Origin of the sequence: Burkholderia sp. WP42 (genome assembly GCF_000745665.1) — a bacterium.
GTDB lineage: Bacteria > Pseudomonadota > Gammaproteobacteria > Burkholderiales > Burkholderiaceae > Burkholderia > Burkholderia vietnamiensis.
In genome coordinates this window covers 210,751-233,573 of sequence record NZ_JQJT01000011.1, presented here as the reverse complement: position 1 = coordinate 233,573, position 22,823 = coordinate 210,751, and the positions used below count along the sequence as shown (strand labels likewise).

18 protein-coding genes are annotated in these 22,823 nt (G+C 69.8%); 9 read left to right on the top strand and 9 right to left on the bottom strand.

The features are described 5' to 3' along the window. The first annotated feature begins 24 nt into the window (after nt 1–24). The 3 genes from EX20_RS07805 to EX20_RS07795 are packed head-to-tail and all read left to right on the top strand — an operon-like array spanning nt 25 to nt 2,929. Nucleotides 25–1,185 carry an ABC transporter ATP-binding protein gene (locus EX20_RS07805; RefSeq protein ID WP_011884923.1) on the top strand — a complete coding sequence of 387 codons (1,161 nt, stop codon included), beginning with the start codon at nt 25–27 and terminating at the stop codon, nt 1,183–1,185. Next, complete coding sequence (locus EX20_RS07800) at nt 1,182–2,111, top strand: ABC transporter permease subunit (RefSeq protein WP_011884922.1); 930 nt, start codon at nt 1,182–1,184, stop codon at nt 2,109–2,111. The genes EX20_RS07805 and EX20_RS07800 overlap by 4 nt, the downstream gene beginning before the upstream one ends. Then, on the top strand, nt 2,108–2,929 hold the full coding sequence (locus EX20_RS07795) for an ABC transporter permease subunit (RefSeq protein WP_011884921.1): 822 nt from the start codon (nt 2,108–2,110) through the stop codon (nt 2,927–2,929). Before EX20_RS07800 ends, EX20_RS07795 begins: the two co-directional genes overlap by 4 nt. A 107-nt stretch (nt 2,930–3,036) precedes the next feature. Here the strand turns inward: EX20_RS07795 and EX20_RS07790 are convergent, their stop codons facing one another. From EX20_RS07790 to EX20_RS07780, 3 genes are read right to left on the bottom strand one after another with little or no spacing between them, the layout of a single operon-like run. After that, nucleotides 3,037–3,843 carry a sulfite exporter TauE/SafE family protein gene (locus EX20_RS07790; RefSeq protein ID WP_011884920.1) on the bottom strand — a complete coding sequence of 269 codons (807 nt, stop codon included), beginning with the start codon at nt 3,841–3,843 and terminating at the stop codon, nt 3,037–3,039. A gap of 18 nt (nt 3,844–3,861) precedes the next feature. Beyond that, the gene (locus EX20_RS07785) at nt 3,862–5,529 is read right to left on the bottom strand and encodes a bifunctional protein tyrosine phosphatase family protein/NAD(P)/FAD-dependent oxidoreductase (RefSeq protein WP_034193157.1); all 1,668 of its coding nucleotides are present in this window, start codon (nt 5,527–5,529) and stop codon (nt 3,862–3,864) included. A 42-nt stretch (nt 5,530–5,571) separates the two neighbouring features. Further along, on the bottom strand, nt 5,572–6,456 hold the full coding sequence (locus tag EX20_RS07780; RefSeq protein WP_034193156.1) for an MBL fold metallo-hydrolase: 885 nt from the start codon (nt 6,454–6,456) through the stop codon (nt 5,572–5,574). A 249-nt stretch (nt 6,457–6,705) separates the two neighbouring features. Here EX20_RS07780 and EX20_RS07775 point away from each other — a divergent pair, with 249 nt between their 5' ends. Both EX20_RS07775 and EX20_RS07770 read left to right on the top strand, forming a co-directional pair. Further along, nucleotides 6,706–8,091, top strand: coding sequence for a sigma-54 interaction domain-containing protein (locus tag EX20_RS07775; protein ID WP_034193155.1), 1,386 nt, complete (start codon nt 6,706–6,708; stop codon nt 8,089–8,091). A gap of 74 nt (nt 8,092–8,165) precedes the next feature. Further along, complete coding sequence (locus tag EX20_RS07770) at nt 8,166–8,699, top strand: M949_RS01915 family surface polysaccharide biosynthesis protein (RefSeq protein ID WP_034193198.1); 534 nt, start codon at nt 8,166–8,168, stop codon at nt 8,697–8,699. A gap of 87 nt (nt 8,700–8,786) precedes the next feature. On the opposite strand, the gene EX20_RS07765 is transcribed toward EX20_RS07770, so the two are convergent. The 4 genes from EX20_RS07765 to EX20_RS07750 form a co-directional block, all read right to left on the bottom strand. Next, nucleotides 8,787–9,818, bottom strand: a complete 1,032-nt coding sequence (locus tag EX20_RS07765) for a MerR family transcriptional regulator (RefSeq protein ID WP_014723074.1) — start codon at nt 9,816–9,818, stop codon at nt 8,787–8,789. 125 nt (nt 9,819–9,943) lie between these two features. Next, nucleotides 9,944–11,527, bottom strand: coding sequence for an efflux transporter outer membrane subunit (locus EX20_RS07760; RefSeq protein ID WP_034193154.1), 1,584 nt, complete (start codon nt 11,525–11,527; stop codon nt 9,944–9,946). A gap of 2 nt (nt 11,528–11,529) precedes the next feature. Continuing rightward, nucleotides 11,530–14,679 carry an efflux RND transporter permease subunit gene (locus tag EX20_RS07755; protein WP_011884914.1) on the bottom strand — a complete coding sequence of 1,050 codons (3,150 nt, stop codon included), beginning with the start codon at nt 14,677–14,679 and terminating at the stop codon, nt 11,530–11,532. After that, a complete protein-coding gene (locus EX20_RS07750) occupies nt 14,676–15,785 on the bottom strand; it encodes an efflux RND transporter periplasmic adaptor subunit (protein WP_011884913.1) in 1,110 nt (369 codons plus the stop codon). The genes EX20_RS07755 and EX20_RS07750 overlap by 4 nt, the downstream gene beginning before the upstream one ends. Nucleotides 15,786–15,975: 190 nt before the next feature. Here EX20_RS07750 and EX20_RS07745 point away from each other — a divergent pair, with 190 nt between their 5' ends. Further along, on the top strand, nt 15,976–16,596 hold the full coding sequence (locus tag EX20_RS07745) for a TetR/AcrR family transcriptional regulator (protein ID WP_011884912.1): 621 nt from the start codon (nt 15,976–15,978) through the stop codon (nt 16,594–16,596). Nucleotides 16,597–16,765: 169 nt separating this feature from the next. On the opposite strand, the gene EX20_RS07740 is transcribed toward EX20_RS07745, so the two are convergent. Both EX20_RS07740 and EX20_RS07735 read right to left on the bottom strand, forming a co-directional pair. Further along, complete coding sequence (locus EX20_RS07740; protein ID WP_034193153.1) at nt 16,766–18,499, bottom strand: ClcB-like voltage-gated chloride channel protein; 1,734 nt, start codon at nt 18,497–18,499, stop codon at nt 16,766–16,768. 115 nt (nt 18,500–18,614) lie between these two features. Next, the gene (locus EX20_RS07735) at nt 18,615–19,688 is read right to left on the bottom strand and encodes a YeiH family protein (RefSeq protein WP_051974406.1); all 1,074 of its coding nucleotides are present in this window, start codon (nt 19,686–19,688) and stop codon (nt 18,615–18,617) included. A gap of 110 nt (nt 19,689–19,798) precedes the next feature. Between EX20_RS07735 and EX20_RS07730 the strand changes: the two genes are divergently transcribed. The 3 genes from EX20_RS07730 to EX20_RS07720 all read left to right on the top strand — a co-directional run bounded on the left by EX20_RS07730 (nt 19,799) and on the right by EX20_RS07720 (nt 22,741). Beyond that, the gene (locus tag EX20_RS07730; protein ID WP_011884909.1) at nt 19,799–20,692 is read left to right on the top strand and encodes a LysR family transcriptional regulator; all 894 of its coding nucleotides are present in this window, start codon (nt 19,799–19,801) and stop codon (nt 20,690–20,692) included. Nucleotides 20,693–20,946: 254 nt separating this feature from the next. Further along, nucleotides 20,947–21,711, top strand: coding sequence for a xylose isomerase (locus EX20_RS07725; RefSeq protein WP_034193151.1), 765 nt, complete (start codon nt 20,947–20,949; stop codon nt 21,709–21,711). Between the two features lie 28 nt (nt 21,712–21,739). Then, nucleotides 21,740–22,741 (top strand): sugar kinase, encoded by a 1,002-nt coding sequence (locus tag EX20_RS07720; RefSeq protein WP_011884907.1) that lies wholly within the window; start codon nt 21,740–21,742, stop codon nt 22,739–22,741. Nucleotides 22,742–22,823: the final 82 nt, after the last annotated feature.

Genomic DNA, 22,823 nt, shown 5'->3' with positions numbered 1-22,823 from the left:
AACGCAGGAGAGAAGCAGCACATCATGAATAGCCAGTCGGGCGCGCCGGTCGCGGGTGCGCCGTCCTTCGTTCCTTCTTCCGGCGCCGCGTCGCGCGCGGAGAACTTTGTCCAGATCGTCGACGTCGTCAAGAAGTTCGGCGAAACCGAAGTGGTCCGCAATGTGAACCTCACGGTGCGCCAGGGCGAGCTGTTCGCGCTGCTGGGCAGCTCGGGTTCCGGCAAGTCGACGCTGCTGCGGATGCTCGCCGGCCTCGAGACGGTCACGTCGGGCAAGATCCTGATCGACGGCGAAGACCTCGCGCAAATGCCGCCGTACAAGCGGCCCGTGAACATGATGTTCCAGTCGTATGCGCTGTTCCCGCACATGTCGGTCGAGGCGAACGTCGCGTACGGCCTGAAGCAGGAAGGCACGCCGAAGGCCGAGCTGAAGGAGCGTGTGGCCGCCGCGCTCGAGCTCGTGCAGATGAGCAAGTACGCGAAGCGCAAGCCGCATCAGTTGTCGGGCGGCCAGCAGCAGCGCGTCGCGCTCGCACGCTCGCTGGTCAAGCGTCCGAAGGTGCTGCTGCTCGACGAGCCGATGTCGGCGCTCGACAAGCAGATCCGCCAGCGTACGCAGATCGAGCTCGTCAACATCCTGCAGAAGGTCGGCGTCACCTGCATCATGGTCACGCACGACCAGGAAGAGGCGATGACGATGGCCAACCGGCTCGCGGTGATGAGCGAAGGGCAGATCGTGCAGATCGGCTCGCCGAGCGAGGTCTACGAATATCCGAACAGCCGCTTCTCGGCCGAGTTCATCGGCTCGACGAACCTGTTCGAGGGCATCACCGTCGAGGACGAACCCGACTACGTGTACATCGAATCGCCCGAGCTGCCGAGCCGGCTGTACGTGAGCCACGGCATCACCGGCCCGCTCGGGATGCCGGTCACGGTGTCGGTGCGCCCCGAGCGCATCGCGCTGACCCGCAAGCCGCCCGAAGGCGCGTTCAACTGGGCGCACGGCCGGATCGCCAACGTCGCGTACATGGGCGGCTATTCGCTGTATCACGTGAAGCTCGACGCGGGCAAGACGGTGATCGCGAACGTGTCGAGCCTCGCGATCAGCGAGCTCGAAACGCCCGCGCTCGGCGACGAGATCTACGTGCGCTGGAGCGCGACCGCCGGCGTGGTGCTGACGTCATGAACGCGCTCAAGTCGATGTTCTCGTGGCCGGTGCGGCGCTTCAACCTGACGGGCGCCACGGCGGTCGTCGCGGGGCCGTACACGTGGCTCGTGCTGTTCTTCCTCGTGCCGTTCGTGCTGGTCGTGAAGATCAGCTTCGCGGAGCTGCAGCTCGGCATCCCGCCGTATACGGAGCTCGCGTCCTATACGGACGGCGTGTTGCACATCGCGCTGAACCTGTCGCACTACGCGTTCCTGCTCACCGACAGCCTGTACTTCGCGACCTACGTGAACTCGGTCGTGGTGGCCGCGATCACGACGCTGCTGTGCCTGCTGATCGGCTATCCGATGGCGTACTACATCGCCCGCTCGAACCCGGCCACGCGCAACCTGCTGATGATGGGCGTGATGCTGCCGTTCTGGACGTCGTTCCTGATCCGCGTGTACGCGTGGATCGGGATCCTCAAGAACAACGGCTTGCTGAACAACTTCCTGATGTGGATCGGCCTGACGCACACGCCGATCGAGCTGTACCGCACCAACTACGCGGTCTATATCGGGATGGTGTATTCGTATCTGCCGTTCCTCGTGATGCCGCTGTACGCGCACCTCGTGAAGATGGACCTGCGCCTGCTCGAGGCGGCGTACGACCTCGGCGCGCGGCCGTGGAAGGCGTTCGTGCAGATCACACTGCCGCTGTCGAAGAACGGGATCATCGCGGGCTGCCTGCTGGTGTTCATCCCGGCGGTCGGCGAGTACGTGATTCCGGAGCTGCTCGGCGGCGCGAACACGCTGATGATCGGCCGCGTGATGTGGAATGAGTTCTTCAACAACGCAGACTGGCCGATGGCGTCGGCCGTGACCTGCGCGATGGTGCTGCTGCTGCTCGTGCCGATGGCGATGTTCCAGCACTTCCAGGCGAAGGAGCAGGAGGGCCGCCGTCGATGAAGCCGAATCGTTTCCTGCAGTTCGCGGCGCTGTTCGCCGGCTTCGCGTTCCTCTACATCCCGATCGTCAGCCTGATCGTCTACTCGTTCAACGAGTCGAAGCTCGTCACCGTGTGGTCGGGCTTCTCGTTGCGCTGGTACGCGGCGCTCGTGCAGGACGACGAGCTGCTCGCGGCCGCGTGGCTGTCGCTGAAGATCGGCGTGCTGACCGCGTTCGCGTCGGTGTTCATCGGCACCTGGGCCGGCTTCGTGCTCGCGCGGATGGGGCGCTTCCGCGGCTTCGCGCTGTTCAGCGGGATGATCAACGCGCCGCTCGTGATCCCCGAGGTGATTCAGGGCATCTCGCTGCTGCTGCTGTTCATCGAGCTCGCGAAGTGGATCGGCTGGCCGGCCGAGCGCGGCGTGTTCACGATCTGGCTCGGCCACGTGATGCTGTGCATCTCGTACGTCGCGATCATCGTGCAGTCGCGCGTGCGCGAGCTGAACCCGTCGCTCGAGGAAGCCGCGCTCGATCTCGGCGCGACGCCGCTGAAAGTGTTCTTCACGATCACGCTGCCGCTGATTTCGCAGGCGCTGGTGGCCGGCTGGCTGCTGTCGTTCACGCTGTCGATCGACGACCTCGTGCTGTCGGCGTTCCTGTCGGGTCCCGGCTCGACGACGCTGCCGCTCGTCGTGTTCTCGCGCGTGCGCCTCGGCCTGAATCCGGAGATGAACGCGCTCGCGACGCTGTTCATCGTCGCGGTGACGGCCGGCGTCGTGATCGCGAACGTCGTGATGCTGCGCCAGCAACGCAAGCGGATGGCGGGCTTCGCGGCCTGAGCGCCGCCCGACGCGCCGGTTGCCGCGCAACCGGCAACAACAAAACGCCCGGCGCCGACGATGAGTCGGGCCGGGCGTTTTTGTCGCCAGCGCAGGCTGCGCGCGGCTTATGCGCTGAACGCGGCCTTCGCGAGCAGGCCGAGCGCCACGCACACGAGCACGATCGCGAAGCCGGCCTGCACGTGGCGCGCGGACAGGTGCCGCGACGCGGCGCGCCCGACTACCATGCCGAGCGCCGTCGCGACGGTGAACCACAGCATCATGTCGAGCGGCGCGCGCGTGCCCGCCACGAAGGTCGCGAGCACGCCGCCGGTGCCGACCAGCGCGATCACCATCAGCGACGTCGCGACCACGCCGTGCATCGACACGTTCGTGAACTTGCGCAGCATCGGCACGATCACGAAGCCGCCGCCGACGCCGAGCAGCCCCGTCATCAGTCCCGTCACCGCGCCGGTGGACGCGAGCGCGAACCCGACCGGCCACGACCACACGAGGCGGCCGGTGTCGGGATTCACGCGGCCGACGCACAGGCGCGACTCGTCGTGCTCGCCGGCGCCTTGGCGCAGTGCCTGCCGCAGCAGACGGGCCGCGACGATCAGCATCGTCAGCGCGAACAGCGCGAGCAGCACGCGTTGCGGCAGCACGTGCGCGAGCCGCACGCCGAGCGTGGTGAGCGGCACGCCCGCGAGCGCCATCAACAGCGCCGCGCGGTAGCGCACGAGCCCGCGGCGAAACCCTTCGAGCGCGCCGAGCGCGGCGCTGCCGGCCACCGCGACGAGCGCGACCGGCGTGGCCTGCTGCATTGGCCAGCCCATTCCGACGACGAGCGCCGGGACCGCGAGAATGCCGCCGCCCGCGCCGGTGAGGCCGAGCACGGCGCCGACGAAGCCGCCGAGTACCAGAGAAATCAGCATGATGTCATCGGCTTCCGGTCAACGTGCGATCGCGGGCTTCGCGAGCCATTCGCGGCCCTTGAGCATCCCCTTCCAGTACAGCGGCGGCAGCAGGCGCTCCTTGAGCAGCCACGCGAGCCGCGACGGACGCCGGCCGTCGATCAGCCACGCGGGGAAGGTCGGCGCGACCTTGCCGCCGTACAGGAATTCGGCGAGCACGATCTTGCCGCGCTCGACCGTGAGCGGGCACGAGCCGTAGCCGTCGTACGCGGCGTCGCCCTGCACGCGGCCGAGCGCCGCCAGCACGTTGTGCGCGACCACGGGCGCCTGCTTGCGCGCGGCCGCGGCGGTTTTCGCGTTGGTGGTGTTGGCGACGTCGCCGAGCGCGAAGATGTCCGGGAAGCGCTTGTGCCGCAGCGTCGCCGGGTCGACGTCGATCCAGCCGGCAGCATCGGCGAGCGGGCTCGCGCGCACGAAGTCGGGCGCCTTCTGCGGCGGCACGACGTGGATCATGTCGAAGTTGCGCTGGACGGTCTCCGTGCTGCCGTCGGGCAGCGTGCGCCGGAACGTCGCGCGCCGCGCCGGCCCGTCGATCGCGATCAGGTTGTGGCCGAACGACAGCGCGATGTCGTAGCGCTCGACGTATTCCATCAGCGCGGGCACGTAGTCGGCGACGCCGAACAGCACGGCGCCCGCATTCAGGAATTCGACGTTCGCCGCGCCCAGGCGGCCGTTGCGCCGCCAGTGATCGCACGACATGTACATCGCCTTCTGCGGCGCGCCCGCGCACTTGATCGGCATCGGCGGCTGCGTGAACAGCGCATTGCCGCCGCGGAACGCCTGCACCAGCTGCCACGTGTACGGCGCGAGATCGTAGCGATAGTTGGACGTGACGCCGTTGTGGCCGAGCGTGTCGGCGAGGCCCTCGATCGCGTCCCAGTCGAGCTTCAGGCCCGGGCACACGATCAGCTTGCGATAGCCGATGCGGCGGCAGCCGTCGAGCACGACCGCGTGCGCGTCGGGCTCGAAGCCGGCGACGGCCGCCTGGATGCGCTTCACGCCGCGCGGCAGCACGTCGACGATGCGGCGCGCGGTCGTCTCGGGCCGGAACACGCCCGCGCCGACCATCGTCCAGCCCGGCTGGTAGTAATGGATCTCGGCCGGGTCGATCACCGCGATGTCGAGCGAGCCGTCGCGCGCGAGCAGGCTCGACGCGACCGCGACGCCGGCCGCGCCCGCGCCGACGATCACGATGTCGTGCTGCGCGTCGACGGCCGGTGCGCTCTGCGCCGCGCCGCGTGCGAGCCGCGACGCGACTGCCGCGAGATCGTAGCCGGCCTTGGCGGCCGTCGCGACGATCTCGTCGATCGGCCGCGAGCCGGCCTGCGACAGCGCCCACAGCGTCGCCGAGCGCATGCCGCTGCGGCAGTACGCGTGCACCGGGCCGGCGAGCGACGCGACGAGCACGCCGAACTGCGCGGCCTGCTCGTCGGTGACCTTGCCCGTGTCGACCGGCAGGTAGTGCACGGCGATGCCGAGCGGCGCGGCGGCGGCGCGGATCTCGGCGACGGTCGGCTGATCCGAGCCTTCGCCGTCCGGCCGGTTGCAGACGATTGCGCGCACACCTGCCGCTTGCAGCGCGGGCAGGTCGGTCGCGGCGATCTGGGGGGAGACCGATAGCGTGTCGGTCAGCTTGCGAATGTTCATGTCGGGGGTTCTCCGGTCGGGCGGCGGCTCGGCTTCAGATCGTCAGATCGCGTTCAGCGGGATCTTCAGGTAGCGCACGCCATTGTTTTCGGGTTCGGGCAGGTGGCCGGCGCGCATGTTGACCTGCACCGACGGCAGCATCAGCACCGGCATGTCGAGCGTCGCGTCGCGCGCGGTGCGCATGGCGACGAAATCGTCCTCGCTCACGCCGTCCTTCACGTGGACGTTCGCCTGACGCTGCTCGGCCACCGTCGTCACGAACTGCACGTCGCGGCCGCCGGGCTGGTAGTCGTGGCACAGGTACAGACGCGTATCGGCCGGCAGCGCCAGCACGCGCGCGATCGAGCGGTACAGCGTGCGCGCGTCGCCGCCGGGGAAGTCGCAGCGCGCGGTGCCGTAGTCGGGCATGAACAGCGTGTCGCCGACGAAGGCCGCGCGCTGGGTCGCGTCGTCGACGCAGTAGGTCATGCACGCCGGCGTATGGCCCGGCGTGTGCATCGCGCGGATCGTCAGCGCGCCGAGCGCGAGCGTGTCGCCGTCGTCGAGCAGGCGGTCGAACTGGCTGCCGTCGTGCGCGAAGCCCGGGCCCGCATTGAACAGCGTGCCGAACACGTCCTGCACGCGGCGCACGTGCGAGCCGATCGCGATCTGGCCGCCGACGTGCGCCTTCAGGTACGGCGCGGCCGACAGGTGGTCGGCGTGTACGTGCGTCTCGAGCAGCCAGTGCACGGTCGCGCCGAGTTCGGCGACGCGCGCGATCAGCCGGTCGGCGCTGTCCGTGCGCGTGCGGCCGGATTTCGGATCGTAGTCGAGCACGCTGTCGATCAACGCGCAGGCGCGGCTGCCGGTATCGAGCAACAGGTAGCTGACGGTATGGGTCGCCGGGTCGAAGAAGCCTTCGACCGACAATTGGGGGGCATGGCTCACGTTATGTCCTCGCTGGGGTTCTGCATCTGCAATTGCGTATCCCATGTTCAAGAAGCGTGCCAATCGACGCGGTAATCGGGGTCAATGTGACAAGTGCTTGATTGGGATCGGGTTTCAGGTGGGGCGGCGGTGCGTCATGCGGCGTCGCGCGCGGCTGCGGGCCGATCGGCACTGCCATGTGCGGCAGTGTCGTGGCAGAATTGGCAGTCGGCCTGGCAGTCCGTCGGGCGACCGTGACCGAGCTTCCCCATGAATCAACACGACATCATTCCGATCGTTCCCGCCCAGCCGCGGGACGTGACGCCCGACGTGCGCGCGCTGATCGCGTATCTGGAGCAGGACCCGCAGCCGATGATCGTCGTCGATCCCGACTACCGGATCCTCGCGGCGAACGGCGCGTACCGGCGGCAATTCGGCGTGGCCGGCGTCGAGCACGTGGGGCGCCATTGCTTCGAGGTGTCGCATCACTACGCCGTGCCGTGCGACCAGGCGGGCGAGCACTGCCCGATGAAGCAGGCGATCGAATCGCGCAGCCTGAATCGCGTGCTGCACATCCACCATACGCCGCGCGGCCCCGAGCACGTCGACGTCGAGTTGCGGCCGATCTTCGATGCGCGCGGCGACGTGACCGCGTTCGTCGAGCGGCTGACCACGGTGCGCAGCGCGTCCGCGCAGCCGAGCGCGGAAGGGCTGGTCGGCGGCGCCGACGCGTTCAATGCGGCACTGGGCGCGCTGCAGCGCGTCGCGCCGTCGATGCTGCCGGTGCTGCTGCTCGGCGAGTCGGGCACCGGCAAGGAGCTGTTCGCGCGCGCGCTGCACGAGGCGAGCGAACGCGCGATGGGCCCGTTCGTGGTGGTCGACTGTTCGGGGATCGCCGAGACGCTGTTCGAGAGCGAGCTGTTCGGCTACGAGAAGGGCGCGTTTACCGGCGCCAATCAGCGCAAGCCCGGGCTGGTCGAGACCGCACAGGGCGGCACGCTGTTCCTCGACGAAATCGGCGACGTGCCGCTGCCGATGCAGGTGAAGCTGCTGCGGCTGATCGAGTCGGGGACGTTTCGCCGGGTCGGCGGCGTCGAGGCGCTGCGCGCCGATTTCCGGCTGGTCGCAGCGACCCACAAGCCGCTGCGCGAGATGATCGACGACGGCCGGTTCCGTCAGGACCTGTACTACCGCATCAGCGCATTTCCGATCCAGCTGCCGGCGCTGCGCGAGCGCCGCGGCGACGTCGCGCTGCTCGCCGAATCGATCCTGCGGCGCATCGCCAATACGCGCGCCGGCAGCGGCGACGCAGGCGCGCGGCCGTTCGTGCTCACCGACGCGGCGCGCGCGTGCCTCGATGCGTATGCGTGGCCCGGCAACATCCGCGAGCTGCGCAACGTGCTCGAACGCGCGTGCCTGTTCGCCGACGACGGCGTGATCCGCGTCGAGCATCTGCCTGCCGAACTCGTCGCGGCGTCGGCATTGCCGCACGACGCGCAGCGTGCGGCCAGCCCGCCGAGCGACGCGGAACTGCTGCGGATCGCGAGCGGATTCGTCGGGACGCGCAAGGCGCTGGCCGAGCGCACGGGGCTCAGCGAGCGCACGCTGTACCGGCGGCTGAAGGCGCTGGGGCTCGGCGCGCGCGGCGACGAATGACGGTGGCGCATCGCACGCTGGCCGCGCGGCGCGCGCATGCGGATAATGGCGCGTTTCGATCCGGAGCCGCTTCGATGAAACCCTACGCCGTCACAAGCCGCGCGCTCGCCGTCGTCGCCGTCGCGACGTGGCTGCATGCGGCGCATGCAGCCGAATACCGCTGGACCGACACGGCCGGCGCGCACGTCGTCACGTTTGCGAAGACCGCGGCGGACGACCAGCTTCATCTGCGCGTGACGGCCACGCTGAACGGCGCGCCGGACTGGACCGTGCGCGACGACGTGACCGACTGCGCGGAAGACAAGGTGCTCGACGTGGTGCCGGCGTCGATCGAGACGCGCGAGCTGCTCGGCAACGGCCGCAAGCAGTTCCTGTTCGCGTACCGGATCGGCTGTCGCGGCGACATCAGCCCCGATGCGGTCAAGTATTTCCTGATCGACCAGCGGACCAAGTACGTGCTGCGCGGCGAGGAGATGCTGACGCGCCGCGGCGTGCGTTTCGACGGCGGCGCGCCGCCGGTGCCGAACGCCGACCTGAAGGCGGCGCCGGTGTTGCTGCGTTACATGCTGCAGCACTGGCGGGGCGTGAGCGTGCGCAACTACGACTGAATACGGCTCGGCACGGCTCGGCGCCGGCCACGCGACACGGCAAATGACGGCCGCGTCGCGCGGCCGTCGCGTTGCCGCCGCCGTCGTTCAATGCCGGGCCGTCTGCAACTGCGCCATCGCGTCCCGCATGAAGCCGAGCAGCGTCTCGTCGGTCCACGCGTTCTTCAGCAGCGCGGGCTCGGTCGCCATCGCGTGGCGGAACTTCGCGTGCGTGGCCGGATCGGTGCCCGCGTAGCTGCAGAACAGCTCGAGCCAGCGTCGCGCGAGCGCGCGGCCTTCCGGCGAAGCGGGCGTCCTGCCGGCGTCGATCGCATCGCGCACGTCGGCGATCAGCTGCGGCCATTCCATCGCGCGCTCGCCATAGTGCGCGCGCATGAAGCGGATCTCGTCCGGCGCGAGGTACTTCTCGAACACGCGCATCTTGGTTTCGGCCATCGCCTTCAGCACGTAGTCGCGCAGCGCGGTCGAGATGCCGATCTTCGACTGCATCGACGGCTCGCGCTCGTGCATCAGGTTCAGCTTCGCGAGCAGCCGCGGATCGTTGTTCGTGTCGCGCACCAGCAGCGTCATCCAGCGCTCGGCGAGCGCGCGCGCCCGTTCGTCCTCGGGCGGCACGCCCGCGTCGTGCAGCGCACGCACGTCGGCGACGAGCGCGACCCATTCCGCGTCGCCCGTCTGGCTTTTGCGGTACATCGGCATGCGCGCGAGTTCTTCCTCGGAAAAGTATTTGTCGTACACGGTCATCAACTCCAGTGTGGTGAGCCAATCGGCCAGTTCCGGCTCCGTGCCCGCGGCAAGTTGCGCGTGCAACTGCACGAGCCGCTCGCGCAGCTGCGCCGCCTGCGCGAGCTGGCGCTCGAGCGACGCGATCTGCTTCGCAACGAGCTCGACGAGCGGCGTGCCGGGCTGGTTCAGGTAGTCGCCGATCTCGGCAAGCGACAGCCCGAAGCGGCGCAGCGCCTGGATCTGGTGGAGCCGGGCGATGTCGTCGCGGTCGTACAGCCGGTAGCCGTTGTCGGCGCGCGCCGAAGGAGCCAGCAGGCCGATCGCGTGATAGTGATGAAGCGTGCGGACGGTCAGCCCGCTGCGTTTCGCCAGTTCTCCCACTTTCAGCCGCATGATGTCCTCCGTTCGGTACGCACACTGGAGTCTCGAACGTTACGCTACGTGAGGGTCAAGCGGAAGATGGCGGCGCGGCGCGCGCGGTGGCTCGCGCGCGCCGGGTGCGTGCCGCGCCGGCGGCGTCAGTTCTGCCGGGGCGCGGTGTCGGGCGGAGTGTCGGGCGCGGCGGCGCCCGCGCCGTTGCCGGCGTCGCTGGGCGCGGCGCGGCCGGCGTTCGCGGCCGTGTCCGTTCGCGCGGCGGCGTCGGCCGGCGGCGTGCCCATCGCCTGATAGAGACGCGCGGTATCCGCGAAGCGCGCGCCGGTGGCGCGGATCTCGTCGAGCCGCGCGTTGCGGTACTGCAGCTCGCTCGCGCGCGCGGCCGATGGCGGCAACGCGCCGAGCCGCACGCGGGCGGCCGCGTCGTCGTACGCGCCTTGCGCGGACAGCGCCGCGTGCGACGACGCCTGCAGCGCCTGCGCATCGTGCTCGAGCGCGGCGAGCGAATCGGCGACGTTCTGGAACGCGGCCAGCACGGTCTGCCGGTACTGATCGACGGCCGCCTCGTAGCTGGCCTTCGCCGCCCGGCGCTGCGCGAGCAGCGCGCCGCCGTGGAACAGCGGCTGGCTCAGCGATGCGCCGACGTTCCAGATCGCGCCGCCGCCCGACAGCATCGCCGGCCAGCTGAAGCCGCCCTGGCCGATCGCCGCCGACAGCGACAGCTGCGGGAACAGCTGCGCGGTCGCGACGCCGACTTCGGCCGCGGCGGCCCGCAGCCCGGCTTCGGCGGCCTGGATGTCGGGCCGGCTGTGCAGCAGGCCCGACGGCACGACCACCGGCACCTCGTCGGGCAGATGCAGATCGGCGAGCGTCAGGTCGGCCGGCGGCTGATCGGGCGTGCGGCCGATCAGCACCGCGAGCGCATGGCGCGCCGTGTCGCGTTGCTGGCGCAGGGCCGGCAGGCTCGCGGCGAAGGTGTCCGCGCTTTGCTGCGCGTTCAGCGCATCGCTGCGCGACGCCGAGCCGAGCGCGTAACGACGTTGCGCGTCGTGCGCCTGATCGTTGGCGAGCGCGACGAGCCGTTCGGTGGTCGCGATCTGCGCGTTGAGCACCGACACCGTGATCGACGCGGTGACGATGTTCGCGGCGAGCGCGCGGCGCGCCGACTCGAGCTGGAACGCGCTGACGTCCACGCGCTTGGCGAGCGCGCGGTTCGCGAAGCGCGCCGCGCCGAACAGGTCGAGCGTATAGCTCGCCTGCAGCTGGCCGACGAAGGTGTCGTACAGCAGCGTCGGCGCGCCGAGCGCGGGGATCGGCACGCCGAGCGCGCGCTGCCGCACGGCCTGGCCGCCCGCATCGATCGACGGCAGCATCGAGCTGCCGATCTGCGCGCGCAACTGCTCGCGCGCGGCATCGAGCGAATGCGCGGCCGCGCTCAGCGTGGGGCTGTTGCGCAGCCCTTCGTCGACGAGCGCGTTCAGCGCAGCGCAGCGGTATTGCGTCCACCAGTCGGGCACGGGCTGCGCGCCGACGTCGAAGCGTTGCGCGACGCCCTGCGCGGCGACCGTCTGCTGCACTTGCGGTGCGGCGCCGTAATGCGCGGGCGACGGCATCGCGGGCGGCTCGCCGCTCGGCGCGAACCAGGCGCAGCCGGCGAGCGGGCCGGCGAGGGCCGCGGCCGACAGCGCGCGGGCGAGGGTCGTTTTCATATCCATCGACGGTTTCATGATCAGGCTCCCGACGGTGCGGCTGCGGCGCCGCCGTCGTGCGGCGGCCCGTCGCGCGGGTCGCGTTCGTCGCGCTTGACGCGGAACCACGTGGCATACAGCGCGGGCAGGTAGAACAGCGTCAGCACGGTCGCGCTCGTGATGCCGCCCATCAGCGCGGTCGCCATCGGCCCGAAGAAGTTCGAGCGCAGCAGCGGGATCAGCGCGAGCACGGCGGCGGCGGCCGTCAGCGTGATCGGGCGGAAGCGCCGCACCGTCGCGCCGACGATCGCGTCGAAGCGTCCGTGGCCGGCGGCGATGTCCTGCTCGATCTGGTCGACCAGGATCACCGAGTTGCGCATGATGATCCCGAACATCGCGATCACGCCGAGCATCGCGACGAAGCCGAACGGCTGGCCGAACAGCAGCAGCGTGCCGACCACGCCGATCAAGCCGAGCGGCGCGGTGAGCACGACCATCAGCACGCGCGAGAAGCTCTGCAGCTGGATCATCAGCAGCGTGAACACGGCGATCGCCATCAACGGCATCTGCGCGTTGATCGAGCTCTGCGCCTTCGCGCTTTCCTCGACCGAGCCGCCGATGTTGATCTGATAGCCGACCGGCAATTGCGCGCGCAGCGCGTCGAGCTTGCCGTCGATCGCATGCGTGACGTCGATGCCCTGGGCGCCGGCCTGCACGTCGGACTGCACGGTGATGGTCGGCTGGCGGTCGCGCTCCCATACCACGCCGTATTCGAGCGTCGGCGTGAAGCGGCCGAGCGAGCCGAGCGGCACCGGGCCGTTCGGGGTCGGCAGCGCGAGGCCCGCGAGCTTCGCCGGATCGACGCGATCGGCGCGCGGCGCGCGCAGGTCGACCGCGATCAGCTTGTCGCGCTCGCGGTACTGCGTGACGGTCGTGCCGGACAGCGTCATCGCGAGGAAGCTCGACACGTCCTGCGACGTCACGTTCAGCTCGCGCGCCTTCTTCTGGTCGAGCTCGAAGCGCACCGAGCGCTCGGCCGGCTCGTCCCAGTCGAACTGCACGTGCACCGTGCGCGCGTCGCCGCGCATCGTCGCCGCGACCTTCTCGGCGATCGCGCGCACCGTCGCGATGTCGCTGCCGCTCACGCGGAACTGCACCGGGTAGCCGACCGGCGGCCCGTTCTCGAGGCGCGACAGACGCCAGCGCACGCTCGGGAACTGGTCGCGCAGCGTCGTCTCGAGCCAGTTCGCGAGCTTCTCGCGCGCCTCGACCGATTTCGCGGTGACGACGAACTGCGCGAAGTTCGGCAACTGCAACTGCTGGTCGAGCGGCAGGTAGAAGCGCGGCGCGCCGCTGCCGACGAAGTTCACCGCATGGTCGATCTCGGGCCGCTTGTCGAGCACCTTCTCGAGGCGCTGCGTCTCGCGCAGCGTCGCCGCGAACGACGCGCCTTCGGGCAGCCGCAGATCGATCAGCAGCTCGGGGCGATCGGAGCTCGGGAAGAACTGCTGCGGCACCAGCGTGAAGCCCATCAGCGCGACGACGAACAGCACGCCGGTGATCAGCAGCACGACGAAGCGCCGCTCGATGCACCAGTCGATCCAGCCGCGCAGCCGCGCGTAGAAGCGCGTGTCGTAGATGTCGTGCTCGTGATCGTCAGGCAGATGCGCTTCGTGCGCGTGCTTCTTGCGCTCGGGCAGCAGGTGATAGCCGAGCAGCGGAATCAGCACGACGGCCGCGAACCACGACGCGATCAGCGCGATCGCCGACACCTCGAAGATCGAGCGCGTGTACTCGCCGGTGCTCGACTTCGCGAGCGCGATCGGCAGGAAGCCCGACACCGTGACGAGCGTGCCCGTCAGCATCGGAAACGCGGTGCTGGTGTACGCGAACGCGGCGGCGCGCGCGCGGCTGTAGCCCTGTTCGAGCTTCACCGCCATCATCTCGACCGCGATGATCGCGTCGTCGACCAGCAGCCCGAGCGCGAGCACGAGCGTGCCGAGCGACACCTTGTGCAGGCCGATGTCGAACAGGTACATGAACAGCGCGGTCACCGCGAGCACGACCGGGATCGAGATCACGACGACCATCCCGGTGCGCAGCCCGAGCGACACGAGGCTCACGACCAGCACGATCGCCACGGCTTCGGCGACGGCCTCGAGGAAGTCGTCGACCGAATGCGAGACCGCCTGCGGCATGCTCGACACCTCGGTGAGCTTCAGCCCCGCGGGCAGTTGCGCCTGCAACTGTTTAGATTCCGCGTCGAGCGCGCGGCCGAGCCGGATCACGTCGCCGCCCGGCTGCATCGTCACGCCGATGCCGAGCACCGCGCGGCCGTTCGCGCGCATCTGCGTGACCTGCGGATCGTCGTAGCCGCGCGTGACGGTCGCGAGATCGCCGAGGCGGAACGTGCGGCCGTTGATGCGCACCAGCGTGTCGGCGATCGCGGCGACGTTGTCGAACTGGCCGCTCGGACGCACGAACACGCGATCGTCGGCGGTCGTCAGCACGCCGCTCGACGAGATGTCGTTCTGCGCGTTGAGCGCCTGCCCGAGCTGCTGCGGCGAGATGCCCAGGCGCGTGAGCTGCGCGTTGTTCACCTCGATGAAGATGCGCTGGTCCGGGTCGCCGAAGTAGTCGACCTTGCCGACGCCCGGCACGCGCAGCAGCACGGTGCGCAGCTGATCCGCATAGTCGTGCAGCTGCGCGGGCGTGAAGCCGTCGCCTTCGAGCGTCCAGATGTTGGTGTAGACGTCGCCGAACTCGTCGTTGAAGAACGGCCCCTGCACGCCGGGCGGCAGCGTATAGCCGATGTCGCCGATCTTCTTGCGGATCTGGTACCAGGTCTCGGGCACGTCCTTCACGGGCGCCGAGTCCTTCATCGTGAAGAACAGCAGCGATTCGCCGGGGCGCGAGTAGCTGCGCAGGAAGTCGATGGCCGGCGTTTCCTGCAGCTTGCGGCCGATCCGGTCGGTCACCTGTTCCTGCACCTGCCGCGCGCTCGCGCCGGGCCAGAACGTGCGGATCACCATCACGCGGAACGTGAACGGCGGGTCTTCCGATTGCGCGAGCCGCGTGTAGGCGAGGATGCCCGCGAGCGTCGCGAGCGCGATCAGGTAGACCACCAGCGCCTGATGGCGCAGCGCCCATGCCGACAGGTTGAAGCGGCCTTCTTCGCGAGGGCCGCTCATGATGCGAAGTCCTCCGCGTGCAGCGGCGCGACCGGCCGCACCTTCTCGCCGGCGCTGACCGTATGCACGCCTTGCACGACGACGCGCTCGCCCGGCTGCAGCCCGCGCGACACGGTGACGGTGCGCTCGCCGAAGCGCGCGACGTCGACGCGGCGCAGCTCGAGCGTGTCGTTGCCGCTGCGCACGACCCACACGGCCGGCCGCGGGCCGTCATGGAACAGCGCGGTCGCGGGCAGCGTGACGGTCGGCGCGCCCGAGGCAGCCGGCGCGCCGTCGAACGCGACGTTCGCGGTCATGCCGAGGCGCACGGCCGGATCGGGCGACGCCAGCGTGAGCTTCACGCGGTAGGTGCGGCTTTGCGGATCGGCGGCCGGCGCGATCTCGCGCACCTTCGCGGTGAAGCTGCGGCCGGGCAGCGACGGCAGCGTGACGCTCGCCGCATGGCCCGGTGCGAGCGAGGCGAGCGCGGTTTCGGGCACGTCGCTGACGACGTCGACGTCGCCCGACCATGCGAGCTGGTAGACGGCCTGGCCGGCCGACACGTTCTGGCCGGTGTCGGCCTGCTCGGCGGTGATGGTGCCCGCGTGATCGGCGGCGAGCGTCGCATAGCGCAGCTGGTTCTTCGCGAGGGCGAGCTGCTGCTGCGCCTGATCGCGCTGCGCGAGTGCCGACGCATAGCTGTTCTCGGTCTGCTCGAGCTGCGCGGTCGCGATCAGGTTCTCGCGCGCCTGCGCGCGATCGCGGTCGAGCTGCTGCTTCGCGAACGCGTACGTGTGCGACGCCGCATCGAGCTGCGCCTGCGCGCTGGCGACGTTCTTCTCGACGTCGGACGGATCGAGCAGCGCGACGATCTGGCCGGCCTTCACCATATCGCCGAGCCGCACCTTGCGCTCGATGATCTTGCCGGCGATGCGGAACGACAGCGGCGTCGCATAGCGCGGCTGGATTTCGCCGGGCAGCGTGGCGGCGACGGCCGCGCCGTCGGCGTGCGCGGTCAGCGTGACGACCGGGCGCGGCGCGGGCGCGGCGGCTTCCTTTGGATGACAGGCGGCGAGGACGAGCGCGGCGCCGACGAGCAGCGCGGCGCGGGAACCGGAGCGAATCACGAAACCCCCAGAGCAGGTGACAGCGGAACGAGGCCGGCAAGCGCGGCGCGCTTGCCCCGAGTGGCGCCGGCATAGGCGCGCACGGACAACGGCGAACGAGGTCGTTCGGAGACTGTCGCGGATTCTAATACACAGTTGTATCTGAATGCAAAGCTGAATCCGAACGGGGGTTGGTGCTAGACTTCGCGCCATGAAACCACAGCGCTTAACTCGCGAGCAGAGCAGGGATCAGACGCGCGAGCGTCTGCTGACTGCCGCGCACCGGATTTTTCAGAAGAAAGGCTATGTCGCCGCGAGCGTCGAGGACATCGCGGCGGCGGCCGGCTACACGCGCGGCGCGTTCTATTCGAATTTCCGCAGCAAGTCGGATCTGCTGCTCGAGTTGCTCGAACGCGATCACGATTCGGTGCGCGCCGATTTCGAGGCGATCTTCGACGAAGGCGGGCCGCGCGAGCAGATGGAATCGATGGCGCTCGCGTACTACCGGACGCTCTTTCGCGACGACGAGTATTCGCTGCTGTGGGGCGAGGCGAAGCTGCAGGCGGCGCGCGACGCGAAGTTTCGCGTGCGCTTCAACCAGTTCCTGCACGGCAAGCGGCTGCAGATGGCCGAATTCATCCAGCGCTTCGCCGAGCGCGCGGGCACGCCGCTGCTGCTGCCCGCCGAGACGCTCGCGTTCGGGCTGATGTGTCTGTGCGACGGCGTGCAGTCGTATTACACGGCCGATCCGCAGCACGTGTCGGCCGATGCGGCCGAAGCTGTGCTGGGCGGCTTCTTCGCGAGAGTCGTGCTGGGGCGCGCGCCGGACTGATGGGGCCGGAGGCGGCTCGCTGGGGCGGGATCTGGCTTGATGTGCTTCGAGGCTTCGGCGATCCGTTCGAGTCACGGCTCGAGCGGCAGGCCGGCGTGAAGGGCTCGAGCGGGCTGCTGGACAGCGCGGATAACCCGGATGGCTCGCGCGGCGCGCACCGCCGCGCCGGTCAGCGCTCGCCGGTCATCCGCCGGTACGCGTCGAGCAGCGACGTCTTGTAGACCACCCCGGCAAGCAGCGGCTCGGCCTCGCTCTCGATCACCGGCAACCGTTCGCCCTTGAACGCCATGAAGCGTTCGAGCGCCGTCGCGAGCGGCATGTCCGGCGTGAGCAGCGGAAACGGCGTATGCGCGTAGTGGGCGGCCGTCTTGTCGGTCGTGTCGCGCTTCTCGAGCAGGTCGGACGTGATGTCCTTCAGCGCGACCGCGCCGCGAAAGCGCCCGGCGTCGTCGGTCACGTACAGGTACTTCACCGGATATTCGAGGAACACGCGCGTCATGTCGGCGACGCTCGCGGTGAGCGGCACGACCGTCTGCGCGGGCTGGATCAGCTCGCGCATCTGCGTGGTGCGCAGCCGCAGCCGTTCCTGCGCGTCCTGATGATGGCGCAGCGTGATTTCGTACATCGACGTCGTGCCGGTCGCGCGCGCGACGAAGTAGGCGAACACGCACGACACCAGCAGCGGCAGCACGACCTGATAGCTCAGCGTCATCTCGAAGATCATCAGGATCGCCATCAGCGGCGCCTGCGTCGCGCCGGCCAGGAACGCGCCCATGCCGACCATCGCATAGGCGAAATACGCGGACGTGTGGCCCGGCCACAGCCCGTTCATCGCGAGCCCGAACAGCGAGCCGAACACCGCGCCGACGAACAGCGTCGGCGTGAACACGCCGCCGACCGCGCCCGAGCCGGCGGTCGCGGCCGTCGCGACCACCTTGAACACCAGCACCGCGACGAGCGCCTGCCAGGTCCACGGCGAATGGAGGATGTGGTTCACGACGCTGTAGCCGTTGCCCCACACGTCGGGAATCCACACCGAGATCACGCCGACCACGAGCCCGCCGAGCGCGAGCCGCACCGGCAGCGGCACGGGCATCCGCTTGAACTGGCGCTTCGACGCGTCGAGCAGATGCAGGAACTGCGGCGCGAGCACGCCGCACAGCGAGCCGAGCACCACGAACAGCAGCACCTCGGGGCCGGTCACGGCCGGGAACACCGGCATCTCGTACGGCGGCCGGTAGCCGGCGAATTCGCGCATCACGATGTTCGCGACCACCGAGGCGACCACCATCGGCCCGAAGCTCTCCATCGCGATCGTGCCGAGCACGATTTCGGAGATGAAGAACGCGCCGGCGATCGGCGCATTGTATGCGGACGTGATGCCGGCCGCCGCGCCGCAGGCGACCAGCAGGCGCAGGCGCGGCGGGTCGAAGTGCACGAAGCGGCCGACCAGCGACGCGGCGAGCGCGGCGAGCTGCACCATCGGGCCTTCGCGGCCGATCGAGCCGCCGCTGCCGATCGTCAGCAGCGACGACACGCTGCGCCACAGGCTCTGGCGCACCGGCACGACGCCGTCGCCGAGCGCGACGGCCTCCATGTAGTCGGTGTTGCCGGCCTTGCGGTCGCTGCGCGTCGCGAGCAGCAGCACGCAGCCGGCGAGGAAGCCGCCCGCCGCCGGCATCCAGAAACGCACGTACCACGGCAGGCTGCGTGCCATCTGCACGAAGCTGCCGCTGTGCCCGGCGATCAAGCGTTGCATCAGGTCGATGCCTTCGCGGAAGGCCATCGTCGCAAATGCGCCGCCGACGCCGACGATGGCCGACCAGATCAGCATCGTATGAGCGTCGGACAGGCGAAACAGCTTCTGCGCGCGCGTGCGCAGTTTCAGCAGGAACGAGAGCACGGCTGAAAGACGGAGAGGAAGAGGAGGAAGGAAAACGACGCGAAGCATAGCACTGCGCCGCGCCCGCGGGTTCCCCCGGCGGGCGCGGCGCAGTGCGCGGCGGCGTGGACGCGGATCAGCCAAGCCAGTGCTGCACGGCCCACGTGATGCCGTAACCGCCGACGATCAGCCACACGTAGAGGATCAGGCCGGTGGTCAGCGCCCGCGGGCCGGCCTCGCGAATCTGCGACACGCGCGTCTCGATGCCGAGCGCGGTCATCGCCATCGTCAGCGCGAAGGTGTCGAGCACGTTCAGCGTGTGGGTGGCGCTCGCGGGCAGCACGTTCAGCGAGTTGACGATCACGAAGCCGAGGAAGCCGAGCGCGAACCACGGCACGGCCACCTTGCGCTTGCCGTGGGCGCCGTCGCTCGCGCGGGCCGAACGTGCCGAGCGGGCCAGCCACCAGCCGAGCGCGAGCAGCACGGGCACCAGCAGCATCACGCGGGTCATCTTGACGATGGTCGCGACGTGCGTGACTTCCGGGCTGATGTCGCTGGCCGCGCCGACCACCTGCGCGACCTCGTGGATCGTGCCGCCGAAGAACAGGCCGAGGCCGGCCGGGTCGAGGTTCAGCAAGCCGGCGTGGTACGCGAGCGGGTACAGGAACATCGACAGCGTGCCGAACAGCACGACGCTGCCGACGGCCATCGCGCTCTGGTGCGGCTTCGACTGCAGCGTCGATTCGAACGCGAGCACCGCGGCCGCGCCGCAGATCGCGCTGCCGGCGGCGGTCAGCAGCGCGGCGTCGCGATCGAGCTTCATCACCTTCATGCCGACCCAGGTGCCGATCGCGAGCGTGCTGACGACGACCAGCACCGACACCGTCAGCCCCGGCAGGCCGACCTGCGCGATTTCCTGCAGGCTCACGCGCAGGCCGAAGAACGCGACCGCGATGCGCAGCAGCTTGCGCGCGGAAAAATTGACGCCGGCCGCCCAGCTCGCGGGCATGCCGTCGCGCAGCGCGTTGCCATACAGGGCACCGGCGACGATGCCGACGATCAGCGGCGACAGGCCGAGCGACGCGATCGTCGGCAGTTCGGCGAGGCTCGTGACGGCGGCGGCGAACAGCGCGACGAACAGCACGCCGTTCAACTGGCCGCGCATCGTCGGCGCGGCGGGGGACACAGGGGAATGCGTGGCAGTCGACATGAGGCACCGGCAGCAACTGATTGCGATGGCCTAATCCTAGTTTGGTTATATCGATATGAAAAATTGTGATTTGTGACATAAACTATCTGGAGAGCCGATAATTCACGTCCATGACCCCGGATCAACTGATAACTTTCGCGGCCGTCGCCGAGCATCTGAACATCAGCCGCGCGGCCGTCGCGCTGCATCTGTCGCAGCCTGCGGTGTCGGGGCAGTTGCGCGTGCTGCAGGACGAATTCGGCGAGCCGCTGTACCAGCGCGACGGCCGCGGCATCCGCCTGACGCCGGTGGGCGAGCAGCTCGCGCAGTACGCGAACGCGCAGCGCGACACGTTCGCGCAGGCGCGCGCGTTTCGCGACGCGGTGCGCGGGCTCGACGCCGGCACGCTGCGCATCGGCGCGAGCACGACGCCCGCGAGCTATCTGCTGCCGTATCTGATCGCCGCGTTCCAGCCGCGCGCGCCGCGCGTCGCGATCCACACGATGAGCGGCAACACGGCGGACGTGGTGGCCGCGCTCGCGTCGCTCGACATCGCGATGATCGAGGGGCCGCCCGGCGACGCGCTGCCGCCCGGCACCGCCATGCACGCGTGGCAGGAGGACGAGATCGTCGCGGTGGTGCCGGCCGGTCATCCGCTGGCGGCCGCCGCGTACGACGATGGCGTGCCGCTCGCGGCGCTCGCCGCCCATCCGCTCGTGCTGCGCGAGGAGGGCTCGGGCGTGCGGCAACTGGTCGAACGCGCGTTCGCGCAAAGCGGCGCGCCGATGCGCGTCGCGTTCGAGATCGCGGGCGTCGAGGCCGTCAAGGAGGCCGTGCGCGCGGGAATGGGCGTCGGCTTCGTCTCCGCGATGTCGTTGCGGCACGAGGATGCGGCGCTGGTGCCGCGCTCACTCGCGCCCGCGCCGCTCACGCGGCATTTCTCGATCCTGGTGCCGCACGGCGCCGCGCCGTCGCGCGTGGCCGGCCGGTTTCTCGAGATGTGCATCGGGGAGGCGGGCGGGTAGGCGTCGGGATGGGCGTTCGGACAGGCACTCGGATAGGCACTCGGATAGGCACTCGGATAGGCGCGCGACCAGCCGGTCGAACAGCCTCCGGACGCTCTCCGGGAACGCCCGATGCGTGTCCAGAACCGCGCTTTCGCGCGGCAGCCGTTGCTTAGGGATTTCCTCTATGGCGTGCATGAGAAGCGAAGCGCACCATCCGTCTCAAGCAAATGGAACCGGTTCCATTCCGGTTTAAAAGGGCTGAAAGGTTAGAAATGGCAGACATCGTGATCGTGGCGAGCGCATTCGGGATGGACCGCGTGCGTACCGAGGGCCACCGGGCATTCATCGCGACGGCGGCGGCGTCCGGCGCGAGCGGTTTCGAGGTGCGCCGCGAGCTGTTCGTAGCGGACGAGGACGCGACGCCCGACGCGCTGGCCGAGCTCGGCGTGGCGGTGGCCGCGCACGGGCTGTGGTCGGTCTACTCGACGCCGGCCACGCTGTATACGGAAAGCGGTGCGCTCGATGCCGCCGCGTTGCGCGACACGCTGGTCGAAGCGGACGCGCTCGGCGCGCGCTTCGTCAAGTTCCAGCTCGGCGGCTTCGCGGGCGACGCGCACGCGGCCGACATCGTTGCCCTGTCGCACGGCGCGCGTGCCCGCGTGGTGGTCGAGAACGGCCAATTGCCGGTGGGCGGCGCGCTCGCGCAGTTCCGCGCGCTGTTCGCTGCGCTGAGCGGCGCGGGCATGCCCGATGCGCTCGGCATGACGTTCGACATCGGCAACTGGCAGTGGCCGGGCGAAGCGCCGCTCGCGTGCGCGCATGCGCTCGCGCCGCACGTGGAATACATTCATTGCAAGGCCGTGGCCGGCGCAGGCGCGCGCCGCTTCGCAGTGGCGCCGGCGCCCGGCGATGCGCTGGTCGCGGACGTGCTGGCCGCGCTGCCGCACACCGCGCCGCGCGGCATCGAGTTCCCGTTCGACGCGGCGGATCTGGCGGCCGACGCCGGCCGGCGCGTCGCGTGGCTCGCGGCCGCCTGACGCCGCCAGGATACGGAGGAGTTCACTCATGAAAGCAGCACTCGATGTCGTGACCTACGGCGAAGCGATGGCGATGTTCGTCGCCACCGAGCCCGGCCACCTCGCCCACGCGACGCAATTCACGAAACGCGTCGCCGGGGCGGACCTGAACGTCGCGATCGGGCTGTCGCGGCTCGGCTTTCGCGTCGGCTGGATGAGCCGCGTGGGCCGCGACTCGTTCGGCGGCTACGTGCTCGACACGCTCGCGCGCGAAGGCATCGACGCGTCGTGCGTGACCGTCGATCCGCAGTATCCGACCGGTTTCCAGCTGAAGTCGCGCAACGACGACGGCAGCGACCCGACCGTCGAGTATTTCCGCAAGGGCTCGGCCGCGAGCCATCTGTGCTGCGACGACTACGTGGCCGACTACGTGCTCGGCGCGCGGCACCTGCATCTGACTGGCGTCGCGCCGGCGATCTCGGCGACGTCGTGCGAGCTCGCGTTCAAGCTCGCGCGCGAGATGCGGGCGGCCGGCAAGACGATTTCGTTCGACCCGAACCTGCGCCCGACGCTGTGGCCGTCGGCGGAAGCGATGGCGACCACGCTGAACGCGCTCGCCGCGCTCGCCGACTGGGTGCTGCCGGGCCTCGCCGAAGGGCAGCAGCTCACCGGCCGCGACGCGCCGGCCGACATCGCCGGCTTCTATCTGGCGCAGGGCGCCCGCGGCGTCGTGATCAAGCTCGGCCCCGACGGCGCATACTTTCGCACGGCCGACGGCCGCGAGGGCACGGTGGCCGGCGAGCGCGTCGCGAACGTCGTCGATACGGTCGGCGCCGGCGACGGCTTCGCGGTCGGCGTGGTCAGCGCGCTGCTGGAGGGCAAGCCGATCGAGCAGGCGGTCGCACGCGGCAACCGAATCGGCGCGCTGGCGATCCAGGTGATCGGCGACTCGGAAGGCTTGCCGACCCGCGCGGCGCTCGATCGGCTCGAAGGCGCCGACGCTGGCGCCGCGCACGCCGAGCGTCAGGAAGAAACCGTCACCGCGCAATGAGAGGCCGGCCACGGCCCGATCCGCGGAACCACTTCGTGCCAAGAGCACGGTTTTGAATGAGGCTGGACCCGGCGCCGCCGCG

Coding starts and splice junctions, on each gene's coding strand:
- EX20_RS07735 (WP_051974406.1), bottom strand. CDS start 19,688: ATGTCGACTGCCACGCATTCCCCTGTGTCCCCCGCCGCGCCGACGATG.
- EX20_RS07790 (WP_011884920.1), bottom strand. CDS start 3,843: ATGCTGATTTCTCTGGTACTCGGCGGCTTCGTCGGCGCCGTGCTCGGC.
- EX20_RS07730 (WP_011884909.1), top strand. CDS start 19,799: ATGACCCCGGATCAACTGATAACTTTCGCGGCCGTCGCCGAGCATCTG.
- EX20_RS07745 (WP_011884912.1), top strand. CDS start 15,976: ATGAAACCACAGCGCTTAACTCGCGAGCAGAGCAGGGATCAGACGCGC.
- EX20_RS07805 (WP_011884923.1), top strand. CDS start 25: ATGAATAGCCAGTCGGGCGCGCCGGTCGCGGGTGCGCCGTCCTTCGTT.
- EX20_RS07765 (WP_014723074.1), bottom strand. CDS start 9,818: ATGCGGCTGAAAGTGGGAGAACTGGCGAAACGCAGCGGGCTGACCGTC.
- EX20_RS07760 (WP_034193154.1), bottom strand. CDS start 11,527: ATGAAACCGTCGATGGATATGAAAACGACCCTCGCCCGCGCGCTGTCG.
- EX20_RS07775 (WP_034193155.1), top strand. CDS start 6,706: ATGAATCAACACGACATCATTCCGATCGTTCCCGCCCAGCCGCGGGAC.
- EX20_RS07725 (WP_034193151.1), top strand. CDS start 20,947: ATGGCAGACATCGTGATCGTGGCGAGCGCATTCGGGATGGACCGCGTG.
- EX20_RS07785 (WP_034193157.1), bottom strand. CDS start 5,529: ATGAACATTCGCAAGCTGACCGACACGCTATCGGTCTCCCCCCAGATC.
- EX20_RS07755 (WP_011884914.1), bottom strand. CDS start 14,679: ATGAGCGGCCCTCGCGAAGAAGGCCGCTTCAACCTGTCGGCATGGGCG.
- EX20_RS07720 (WP_011884907.1), top strand. CDS start 21,740: ATGAAAGCAGCACTCGATGTCGTGACCTACGGCGAAGCGATGGCGATG.
- EX20_RS07800 (WP_011884922.1), top strand. CDS start 1,182: ATGAACGCGCTCAAGTCGATGTTCTCGTGGCCGGTGCGGCGCTTCAAC.
- EX20_RS07795 (WP_011884921.1), top strand. CDS start 2,108: ATGAAGCCGAATCGTTTCCTGCAGTTCGCGGCGCTGTTCGCCGGCTTC.
- EX20_RS07770 (WP_034193198.1), top strand. CDS start 8,166: ATGAAACCCTACGCCGTCACAAGCCGCGCGCTCGCCGTCGTCGCCGTC.